This is a genomic window from Acidovorax sp. KNOB132, from assembly GCF_057541515.1.
Genome location: NZ_BAAJYT010000132.1, coordinates 1 through 10008 on the forward strand (window position 1 = coordinate 1; position 10008 = coordinate 10008).

At 71.0% G+C, this 10008-nt stretch carries 13 protein-coding genes and 1 pseudogene; 9 read left to right on the forward strand and 5 right to left on the reverse strand.

All coding sequences use genetic code 11. The features are described from left to right. The 7 genes and pseudogenes from cbiT to AC27IO_RS15800 form a co-directional block, all read left to right on the forward strand. The coding region (gene cbiT, locus AC27IO_RS15770; protein ID WP_498739599.1) for a precorrin-6Y C5,15-methyltransferase (decarboxylating) subunit CbiT at positions 1-791 on the forward strand (791 nt) is incomplete at its 5' end. Next, positions 788-1639, forward strand: coding sequence for a precorrin-2 C(20)-methyltransferase (cobI, locus tag AC27IO_RS15775; protein WP_498739600.1), 852 nt, complete (start codon positions 788-790; stop codon positions 1637-1639). The genes cbiT and cobI, both read left to right, overlap by 4 nt. Further along, the gene (locus AC27IO_RS15780) at positions 1636-2430 is read left to right on the forward strand and encodes a cobalamin biosynthesis central domain-containing protein (RefSeq protein ID WP_498739602.1); all 795 of its coding nucleotides are present in this window, start codon (positions 1636-1638) and stop codon (positions 2428-2430) included. The genes cobI and AC27IO_RS15780 overlap by 4 nt, the downstream gene beginning before the upstream one ends. Next, a complete protein-coding gene (locus AC27IO_RS15785) occupies positions 2427-2864 on the forward strand; it encodes a cobalamin biosynthesis protein (RefSeq protein WP_284430457.1) in 438 nt (145 codons plus the stop codon). The genes AC27IO_RS15780 and AC27IO_RS15785 overlap by 4 nt, the downstream gene beginning before the upstream one ends. A gap of 48 nt (positions 2865-2912) precedes the next feature. After that, positions 2913-3458: pseudogene (locus AC27IO_RS15790) on the forward strand (energy-coupling factor ABC transporter permease); the annotation flags it as partial. A 132-nt stretch (positions 3459-3590) separates the two neighbouring features. Continuing rightward, positions 3591-4595 carry a precorrin-3B C(17)-methyltransferase gene (cobJ, locus tag AC27IO_RS15795; RefSeq protein WP_272566244.1) on the forward strand — a complete coding sequence of 335 codons (1005 nt, stop codon included), beginning with the start codon at positions 3591-3593 and terminating at the stop codon, positions 4593-4595. After that, positions 4592-4987 (forward strand): (2Fe-2S) ferredoxin domain-containing protein, encoded by a 396-nt coding sequence (locus AC27IO_RS15800; protein ID WP_272566243.1) that lies wholly within the window; start codon positions 4592-4594, stop codon positions 4985-4987. Before cobJ ends, AC27IO_RS15800 begins: the two co-directional genes overlap by 4 nt. Before the next feature lie 62 nt (positions 4988-5049). Here AC27IO_RS15800 and AC27IO_RS15805 read toward each other — a convergent pair whose 3' ends face one another. After that, positions 5050-5940: a LysR family transcriptional regulator gene (locus AC27IO_RS15805; protein ID WP_498739604.1), complete on the reverse strand. Its 891-nt coding sequence runs from the start codon at positions 5938-5940 to the stop codon at positions 5050-5052. A gap of 91 nt (positions 5941-6031) precedes the next feature. Here AC27IO_RS15805 and AC27IO_RS15810 point away from each other — a divergent pair, with 91 nt between their 5' ends. Together AC27IO_RS15810 and AC27IO_RS15815 are read left to right on the forward strand one after the other, a co-directional pair. Then, positions 6032-7102 (forward strand): alkene reductase, encoded by a 1071-nt coding sequence (locus AC27IO_RS15810; RefSeq protein WP_498739606.1) that lies wholly within the window; start codon positions 6032-6034, stop codon positions 7100-7102. 43 nt (positions 7103-7145) lie between these two features. Continuing rightward, entirely contained in the window at positions 7146-8081 is a 936-nt protein-coding gene (locus AC27IO_RS15815; RefSeq protein WP_498739608.1) for an NADP-dependent oxidoreductase, read from the forward strand. Between the two features lie 63 nt (positions 8082-8144). Here the strand turns inward: AC27IO_RS15815 and AC27IO_RS15820 are convergent, their stop codons facing one another. The 4 genes from AC27IO_RS15820 to AC27IO_RS15835 all read right to left on the reverse strand — a co-directional run. Further along, on the reverse strand, positions 8145-8447 hold the full coding sequence (locus AC27IO_RS15820) for a hypothetical protein (protein ID WP_487090115.1): 303 nt from the start codon (positions 8445-8447) through the stop codon (positions 8145-8147). A gap of 70 nt (positions 8448-8517) precedes the next feature. Then, a complete protein-coding gene (locus AC27IO_RS15825) occupies positions 8518-8736 on the reverse strand; it encodes a hypothetical protein (RefSeq protein WP_272566235.1) in 219 nt (72 codons plus the stop codon). A 74-nt stretch (positions 8737-8810) separates the two neighbouring features. Continuing rightward, entirely contained in the window at positions 8811-9467 is a 657-nt protein-coding gene (locus AC27IO_RS15830) for a flavin reductase family protein (protein ID WP_284397148.1), read from the reverse strand. A gap of 149 nt (positions 9468-9616) precedes the next feature. Then, on the reverse strand, positions 9617-10008 hold a 392-nt coding region (locus tag AC27IO_RS15835), incomplete at its 5' end, for an SLOG cluster 4 domain-containing protein (RefSeq protein WP_498739610.1).

Here is a 10008-nt window from a genome sequence, read left to right on the forward strand (position 1 = left end):
TGCTGGTGGCCGAGGGCCTGCAGGACGACTTCCAGCTCAGCGTGGCCGAGCGCCTGTGCACGGCCGACGAGCGCGTGTGCGCCGACCTGGCGCCGGCCGATGCGGCGCAGCAGGCCTTCGCCGACCCCAACGTGGTGCTGCTGGTGCGCACGCGCCAGCGGCCCGCGCCGGTGCGCTTCGGCCTGCCCGATGCGGCCTACCACCAGCGCCAACCGGACAAGGGCCTCATCACCAAGCAGGAGGTGCGTGCCGTGTCGCTGGCGCGCATGCAGCTGCGCGCCGACAGCCGGGTGTGGGACATCGGCGCGGGCAGCGGCTCGGTGGGGCTGGAAGCCGCGCGCCTGTGCCCCCAGGGCCATGTGTGGGCCATCGAGAAGAACGAGGCCGATGCGGCCATCGCGCGGCAGAACGTGCAGGCCTTCGGCGTGTCCAACCACACGCTGGTGCATGGCAAGGCGCCCGATGGGCTGGATGCGTGGCCCGACCCGGACGCCGTCTTCATCGGTGGCTCGGGCGGCGAGCTGGCCGAGCTGATCGCGCTGTGCCTGAAACGCCTGCGCCCGGGCGGCTGGCTGGTGATGAACTTCGTCACGCTGGAGAACCTGGCCGCCGCCACGCAGGCCCTGCAGGCCGCGGGTGCCGCGTGGGACGTGCTGCAGCTGCAGGCCGCGCGCAGCAAGCCCATCCTGCACATGCACCGCATGGCCGCCGAGAACCCGGTGTGGATCGTCTGCGCGCAGGCCGTGGGCACACAGGCCCCGGCAGCGTCGGTGGTGGAGGAGAGCACATGACCGATACGACCCCGTCCAGCGCCGCCCTGGGCCGCCTCATCGGCGTGTCGCTCGGCCCTGGCGACCCTGGCCTCATCACCCGCGCGGCCTGGGCGCAGCTGCAGCGCAGCGATGCCGTGTGGACCTACCCGGCCCGCAGCACCAAGACGCCCAGCTACGCCTTCGACATCGTGCAGCGCGCAGGATTGGCGCCGCCCGCCACGCACCAGACGCTGCTGTTCCCCATGACGCACGACGGCGACAAGCTCGCCCGCGCCTGGGCGCGCGCCGCCGCCTCCGTGCTGCCCTGGCTGCAGGCTGGGCAGGACGTGCTGTTCCTGGTGGAGGGCGATGCCAGCACCTATGCCACCTTCGGCCACCTGGCGCGCACCGTGCGGGCGCTGGATGCGCGCATCGAGGTGCCGGTGATCGCGGGCGTGAATGCCTTCACCGCCGCCTGCGCCGCGCGCGGCATGCCGCTGGCCGAGCAGGACGACACCGTCGCCATCGTGCCCGCCGCCTACGGCGTGGGCGCGGTGGACCGCCTGCTGCCCGACTTCGACACCCTGGTGCTCATGAAGGTCAAGCCGCTCATGGACGAGCTCATCGACTGGCTCGTGCGGCGCGGGCTGCTGCCGCACACGCAGTTCATCGAGCGCGTGGGCGCGCCCGACGAGCGCTGCGTGAACGGCCCGGATCTGCCGGCCCTGCGCGGCACCAAGGTCAGCTACCTCTCGCTCATGGTGGTCAAGAACCCGCACCGCATCCGCGGCGAGCGCATCAAGGGCTGCCTCAAGAAAACTTCGCCCACTGCGCCGCTCACCGGCGCCCTGGGCCTTCCACTTGCCGAAATGGAGACAGACGAATGACTTCCCCCGCCATCCCCGCCGTGGTGCTCTCCGCGCCCGCGCAGCCGCTGGAGGCAGTGCGCGTGTGCCTCGTCGCCATCACCCGCCACGGCGCCGCGCAGGCCGCGCAGCTGGCCCGCGACGTGCCGCAGGCCCATGTGTGCACCGCGGCCAAGTTCGCCAGCGCGTTCGAGGGCCTGCCCAACACCGTGCGGGCCTACGAAGGCGCGCTGCGCGACGAGATCGCGCCGCTCTTCGCCGCCTACGACCAGCTGGTGTTCTTCGTCTCGCTCGGCGCCGTGGTGCGGCTCATCGCGCCGGTGCTGAAATCCAAGGACGAGGACCCCGGCGTGACGGTGGTGGACGACGCGGGCCAGTTCGTGATCCCCGTGCTGTCGGGCCATGTGGGCGGCGCCAACGACTGGAGCGAGCGCATCGCCGCGCTGATCGGCGCCACGCCCGTGCTCACCACCGCGTCGGACGTGGGCAAGACCATTCCCGTGGACATCCTCGGGCGCCACCTGGGCTGGCGCGTGGAGGCGCCCAAGATCAACATCACGCGCGTGTCGGCCCACGTCGTCAACGGCGAGCCCATCGCCGTGGTGCAGGAGGCCGGCCGCCGCGACTGGTGGAACCGCCCCACGCCGCTGCCCGCCAACATCGCCTGCTTCGACCGCCTGGACGATGTCGACCTGGCGCACTACCGGGCCGTGCTGTGGGTCACCCATGCGCCGGTGCCGCCCGAGCAGTGGCAGGCCCTGCAAGAGCGCCTGGTGGTCTACCGCCCGCCGCTGGAGGGCGCTGCGGCATGACGGCGGCGTCCGGCACCGGTGGGCTGCGGCTGGCCATCGGCCTGGGCTGCGACCGCGGCACGCCCGAGGCCACCGTTCAGGCCTGCCTGCTGCAAGCCCTGGCGCAGGTGCCCGCCGACCTGCGCCACGTGGCTGCCGCCGCCAGCATCGCCGCCAAGGCCGACGAGGCCGCCTTTCTCGCATTGGCGGCGCGCCACGGCTGGCCGCTGCAGTGGTACACCGCCGCGCAACTGGCGGCGGTGCCCGTGCCCAATCCTTCGGCCACGGTGCTGCGCTACATGGGCACCCCGTCGGTCAGCGAGGCCGCGGCGCTGCTGGCGGCCGGCGCCGCGCACGATGCATCCGCCCTGCTGGTGGAAAAGCACCGGCTGCGCGGCGAAGACGGCCGCAACGCCACCGTGTCGATCGCGCGCATGGCGCACGCGGCCGGCTGATCCCTTCGTTCCGATCTTTCCCCTTCTTCACCCCAAAAGGCCCACACCATGCACATCGAAATCGGCATCCTTTCGCAGGACAAGATCGCCTTTGCCTCCGTCGCCGCCACGGCGCTGCTGGGCGCGCACGCGCTGCCCCTGCTCAAAAGCCCCACCGCCTGGCTGCGCACGGTGCTGGCGGCCTTCTTCTTCAGCGTGCTCATGCAGGTCTGGCACATGCCCGTGGGGCCGTCGGAGCTGCATTTCGTGGGCGCCATGCCCATCTACCTGCTGTTCGGCTTCATTCCCACGCTGTTCGGCTTCGGGCTGGGGCTGCTCGCCCAGGCCCTCGTGTTCGAGCCGCAGGACCTGGCGCACCTGGCCATCAACTTCCTGAGCCTGGCCGTGCCGCTGGTGGCCGTGCACCACGGCCTGGGAAAGCGCATGCAGCGCATCAGCGTGGCCAACGTGCTCAAGCTCGATGCCATGTACTACGCCGGCGTGACGCTCATGGTGGGCTTCTGGCTGTCCATCAGCAGCGACGCGGCGCCCGTGGCCGACTGGGCGCTGTTCGCCGCGTCGTACCTGAGCCTCGTGGCGGTGGAGCCGCTGCTCACCATCGGCATCACGCTGGGCGCCGTCCGCCTGCGCGGCCGCCGCTGGCTGGTCGCCTGCATCGACGAGCGCACGCTGCAGCGCGTCGCGTCCCCCCGCCCCGGCGGCCGCTGCGTGAGGGGCCCCGCGACCATGTCCGCAGGAAAGATCATGCTCGTGGGCATCGGCCCCGGCAGCACCGACCACATGACGGCGCGCGCGCGTGCCGCCATCGCCGAGGCCGACACCATCATCGGCTACGTCACCTACATCAAGCTGGTGGCCGATCTCATCGAGGGCAAGGAGATCATCCGCAAGTCCATGACCGAGGAGCTGGACCGCGCCATCGAATCGCTGGCCCGCGCCCGCGAGGGCAAGAAGGTGGCGCTGATCTCCTCGGGCGATGCGGGCGTGTACGGCATGGCCGGCCCCACGTTCGAGGTGCTGTTCCAGGCCGGCTGGACGCCGCCCGCCTTCGACGAGAACGGCGTGGTCGAGCCCGGCGGCATCGAGGTCGAGATCGTGCCCGGCGCCTCGGCCATCAACAGCTGCGCCGCCCGCGTGGGCGCGCCGCTCACGCACGACTTCTGCGCCATCTCGCTGTCCGATCTGCTCACGCCCTGGCCCACCATCGCGCGCCGGCTCGACGCCGCCGCCCTGGCCGACTTCGTGGTCGCGCTCTACAACCCCAAGAGCGGCCGGCGCACGCGGCAGATCGAGGAGGCCCAGCGCCTCTTTCTGCGCCACCGCAGTCCGGACACGCCGGTGGCCATCGTCAAGAGCGCCTACCGCCGCCGCGAGCGCATCGAGTTCGCCACGCTGGCCACCATGTGCGATGCCGACATCGGCATGCTCAGCACGGTGCTGATCGGCAACAGCAACACCATCGTGCAGCACGGTCTCATGGTCACGCCGCGCGGCTACGCCAACAAGTACGACGTGGAGGGCGGCGGCGCCACGCGGGCCGGCGAGCGGCCGGGCCGGTCGCTCTCCACCGGCCTCAACGGCTGGCTGGAGAATCTGCAGCTCGACCACGCGGCCGGCGAGAGCATCGAGGCCCTGGCCCGGCGCCACCGCCTGCCGGCCGATTACATTCGCGACACCCTGGCCCAGCCCCTGGCGGCCGAGGCCGTCGCCACCACCGAGGAAGAGGCATGAGCCAGCAAGACCCCACCACCGCCACCGCCACGACCGCAGCGCCCGAAGGGGTGCGCGTGGCCATCCGGCCGAAGATCGGTGCCTACCGCCGCCACATCCTCATCTGCACCGGCCCGCGCTGCGCCGAAGACGGCCAGGCGCAGGCCCTGTTCGACAGCCTGGGCGACAAATTCAAGGCCGCGGGCCTGAACGATGGCGAGCTGCGCGTCAAGCGCAGCCGCGTGAGCTGCTTCGCCGCCTGCAAGGGCGGGCCGGTGATGTGCGTGCAGCCCGACGGCACCTGGTACTACGACGTCACGCCCGCCAACATGGACCGCATCATCGAAAGCCACCTGGTGGGCGGCCAGCCGGTGCAGGACCTGGTGTTCCACCAGGGGCCGTCCGGGGGCTGAATGGCGCGAATGCGGCGGCCGGGGCGGCCGGGGCGGCCGGGCCGTGCACCTTGCGGCCGGCTTCACGCACCGGTGGCCAGGCGCTCCTGCAGGAACTCGATGAAACGCAGCGTTTTCGCCGGCAGGAGCCGCGTTTCGGTCAAGGCGTAGACCGGGACGGGCGTTCCGTACCAGCCGGGCAGGATGCGGCGCAGGCGTCCCTCGGCCACGTGGTCCGCGACGACGCCTTCCGCCAGCAGCGCGATGCCCTGGTCCAGCACGGCCAGGCTGCGGCACATCCCCACGCTGTTGACCTTGAAGCGCTGGCCGATAGCGACTTCCACGGTGGCCCCTCCCTCGTTGGCGTTCAGTACCCATGGGCCGAGCTTCGGAGAGCCGATGCACACATGCTGTGACAGGGCGGCGGGGTCTGCGGGCTCGCCCGCTGTCTGCAGGTAGCGGGGTGATGCATACAGGTGGGTGGTCAGGCGGGCCAGCTGGCGCGCGACCAGCGTCGAGTCCGGTTGCTCGCCCATGCGGATGGCCACATCGAAGGGCTCGGCCACCAGGTCCACCCGGCGCGGGCTGAGGTCCAGATCGAAGGCGATGCCCGGATAGCGGCGGGCGAACTCCGCGATCAGCGGCGCCACATAGATGGTCGCAAAGTCCACCGGCAGCGAGGCACGCAGCACCCCGCTGGGCTGGGCCAGCAGGTCGCCCAGCTGCTCGTGCGCGATCCGCGCCTCCTCGACGATGCGCCGGCAGCGCTCGTAGTAGATCTGTCCCGCTTCGGTCAGCTCGATCCTGCGGGTCGTGCGGTGCAGCAGGCGCAGACCGATCGATGTCTCCAGCGCGCCGATCCGGCGCGACAAGGTCGAGTTGGGCACGCCCGTCGCATCGCCGGCCGCGCGAAAGCTCTTGGCTTTCACCACCTCCACGAAAAGCGCCATGTCGTTCAGGTATTCGAGGGCCATTGCGTCAATATTGGATCAATCATTCCCACCAAACCATCTTTATCTCATGGGTAGGTTAATCGAAGATGCAGCGTCGCAACCGGAGAAACCCATGACCGCCCTTTTCAGCCCTGCCACCGTCGGCCGCTACACCCTCTCGAACCGCCTCGTGATGGCGCCGATGACGCGTTCCCGTGCCGCGCCCGACGGCACGCCCACGGCCCTCGCGGCCACCTACTACGCGCAGCGCGCCGATGTCGGGCTGATCGTCTCCGAAGGCACGCAGCCTTCCGACGACGGCCAGGGCTACCTCACCACCCCCGGCATCTACACCGATGCCCATGTGGCCGGCTGGCAGGCCATCACTGGCGCCGTGCACGCCAAGGGCGCGCGCCTGTTCATCCAGCTCATGCACGTGGGCCGCATGTCACACCCCGACAACACGCCCCACCACCGGCAGGCCGTGGCCCCTTCGGCGATCGCGCCCGGCGCGCCGATGTTCACGATGACGGGCATGCAGCCCATCCCCGAGCCGCGCGCGCTGACCACCGAGGAGATCCAACACACCGTGGCGGACTTTCGCCGGGCCGCCCGGCGGGCGATCGAAGCGGGTGCCGACGGCGTCGAAATCCACGGCGCGAATGGCTATCTGGTCCAGCAGTTCTTCGCCCCGAGCGCCAACACCCGCACCGACCAGTACGGCGGATCGATCGAGAACCGCGCCCGTTTCGCCATCGAAGTGGCCACCGCGATCGCCGAGGAAATCGGTGCGGACCGTACCGCCATTCGCCTGTCGCCCGGCGCCCAGCTGGGGGGCATCGATGAGGGGCCCGAAGGGCCGGCCCTGTACCGCTACCTGAGCGCCGAACTCTCCCGGCTGGGCCTGGCTTATGTGCATGTGATGCACGTGGGCGACGAAGCCCTGGTGGCGGACATTCGCAAGCTCTGGCGCGGCACGCTCATCGTGAACCGCCCGGGGCGTGCACGCGAGCAGATCGGCACCGACCTGGCGTCGGGCCTGGCCGATCTGGAGGCCTACGGACAGATGGTGCTGGCCAACCCCGACTTCGTCGAGCGCCTGAAAACCCACGCCCCGATGAATGCCCCGGACCACAACACCTACTACGGCGGTGGTGCCAAGGGCTACACCGATTACCCGGGCCTGGCCGGTGCAGCCGCCTGAAACGGCGCGCCCCGCCATCGACACCTGGACAGGAGAACCTCCCATGACCACGACCCAACGCGCGGTCCTGATCCGCGCCTACGGCGGCGCGTCGGCCGCCGAGATCGGCGAGATCCCGAAGCCCTCCGCCGGCGACGGCCAGGTGCTGGTCCGGGTTCGCGCGGCCGGCGTGAACGGCATCGACTGGAAAGTCCGCGAAGGCCTGGTCCAGAAGGCTTTCCCGATTCCCCTGCCCGCCGTGCTCGGCATCGAATTGGCCGGCACCGTCGAGGCCGTCGGGCCGGGGGCCTCGCGCTTTCGGGTCGGCGACCGCGTCATGGGCCCGCTGGGCCGGCTCGGCGCGTACACGGAATTCGTGCCCGTGGCCGAGGCGAACCTGGTGCACACGCCTGCGGGGCTGGACGATGTGCAGGCCGCCGGCATTCCCGTGGCGGCCGTCGCGGCCTGGCAGAGCCTGCACCAGGCGGGACCCATCGCGGCAGGCCAGCGCATCCTGATCCACGGTGCTGCGGGAGGGCTGGGCGGCTATGCCGTGCAGTACGCCAAGCGGGCCGGCGCCGAGGTCTTCGCCACGGCCTCCGCAGCGCACCTCGACCATGTCCGAAGCCTGGGCGCGGACCACGTCATCGACCACCGAAGCGAGCGTTTCGAGTCGGTGGCGCAGGGCATCGGCCTGGTGCTGGACTACGTTGGCGGCGAGGCGCTCAATCGCTCGTGGGCCGTGCTGGCCGAAGGCGGCGCCATCGTCAGCGCGGCCGCGCCCGACATCGCCGCACGCACCCCTGCCGGCCGTCGCGGACTGTGGTTCGTGAACCAGGCGGACGCGGTGCTCCTGGCGCAGTTCGCGCAGGAAATTGCCCAAGGCTCGCTGATCTCGAAGCTGAGCGATACCGTGGGCTTCAACGGCATTCCGGCAGCCATCGAACGCAGTCGCACCGGCCCCCGCATCGGCAAGGTGGTGGCCGACTTCACGCGCTGATCGGTCCCGGGCACGGCAAAGGCCTGGAAGGCAAACGTCTTTCGGCGGTGTATCGCGCCAGCCTTACCGCTGCGCCGGCGGGCGCGCCAGCCAGCGCACCCCCACCCCGGCCAGGTACAGCATCAGCGCCGAGGGCAGCGTGAACATCGACCCCCACGCACCGATCATGAGCACCGAATACGCCGCGTCCGACAGCCCGGGGGCCGCGGCGCATTGCATGCCCGAGCCCTCGTTGCCTTCGCAGCCGAGCAGGCGCAGCAGCGGCCACGACAGCAAGAGCAGCAGCACCGGCGCGAGGCCGAGGACGATGCACAGCAGGCCGAACCAGCAGCGCACGGCGAAGCGGCGCAGCGCGGTGGCCCTCATGCCGGGCCGTCCCGTTCCATCGCAGCCGCCCCGCACCGCGCAGGGGCCGGCTGCGGGCCGCGCATCCCCATCACTTCTTCGCGCCCAGCACCAGCAGCAGGCCGCCGACGGCGATGGCGCCGATGCCCACCCACAGCGGGATGTTGACGGTCTCCTTCTCCTTGGCCGAGATCTCCAGCGGACCGACCTTCACCACGGTGGTGTCCTTCGTGTAGCTGAAGCCGCCGTAGGCCAGGCCCAGGGCGCCGGCCACGATCAAAACGATGGCGATCAGTCGGGTGGGGTTCATGGTGTCGGTTCTCTGCAGTGGAATGGAAAAGGGTTGGTGGAGCATAGCCGCTGGCCGGCCCCGCCCAGGCCCGCTCAGCGCGGCCGGTGCATCTTGAACAGCTGCTCCGGCCCCACCGTGAAATAGTCCGCCGGGCCGCCCGCGCGCAGGATGTGCCCGGCATGGGCCGTGTCGTACACCCCGTCCTTGAGCAGCGCGCGGTCGATGTGCACCGCGACCACCTCGCCCAGCACCAGCCAGGTGGGCACCTTCTCGCCGTCCGCGCCCTCGAGCTGCACGATCTGCGTGCGGCGGCATTCCATGGCCACCGGGCTTTCGGCGACGCGGGGCACGGACACGATCCGCGAGGCCGCGGGGGTGAGGCCGCCGAGCGTGAACTCGTCCACCTCGGGCGGCACGGCGGCGCAGGTCCGGTTCATGGCCTCGGCCAGCGGGCGGGTGGCCAGGTTCCAGACGAACTCGCCCGTGGCCTGGATGTTGGCGAGCGTGTCCTTGGCGCCGATGCTGGCGAATCCGATGATGGGCGGCGTGTAGTTGAAGGCGTTGAAAAAGCTGTAGGGCGCCAGGTTGAGCACGCCGGCCGCGCTGCGCGAGGCGATCCAGCCGATGGGGCGCGGCCCCACGATGGCGTTGAAGGGGTCGTGCGGCAGGCCGTGGCCCTGGCGCGGCTCGTAGCTGTGGATGCCGGAGGCGGCCGGGGCGGGGTCGTGGGGGGAGGTGGCGGTCGTCATGCCTGCACGATACACAAACGGTTGCGGATTCGCCGGCCAGGGCATTTGCTATTGTTTTTATAGCAAACAGGGCAATCAATCTCCCGGCGTGCTGCCTGAAAGGTTCGAAAAGGCTGCGAACGCCCCCTTCACCGCCCGCCCGGGCGCCTTCAGTCCAGCAGGCAGGCGGCCACCGCGCCCAGCAGCTCGCCCAGGTCCACCGCCGGCACGGCGCCGGGCAGGGCGATGTCGCCGTGCAGCACGTACACCGGCTTGCCCCACTTGAGGCCCAGCGCCATCTCCGACAGCGTGCCCATGCCGCCGCCCACGGCCACCAGGCAGCGGCTGCTGCGCGCGATGAGGGCGTTGCGCATCTCGCCCATGCCGGTGGGCACGGCCACGCTGAGCCATTCGCTGGCGTGGCGGTCGTCGTCCTCGGGCAGCAGGCCGATGGCGATGCCGGCGGCCAAGTGGCGCCCCACGGCGTAGGCGGCCTGGCATTCGCGCACGCCGCCGCTCGCGCGGCCCCGTGGGCTGATCGATCGCGCGCGGCGGGGCGCTA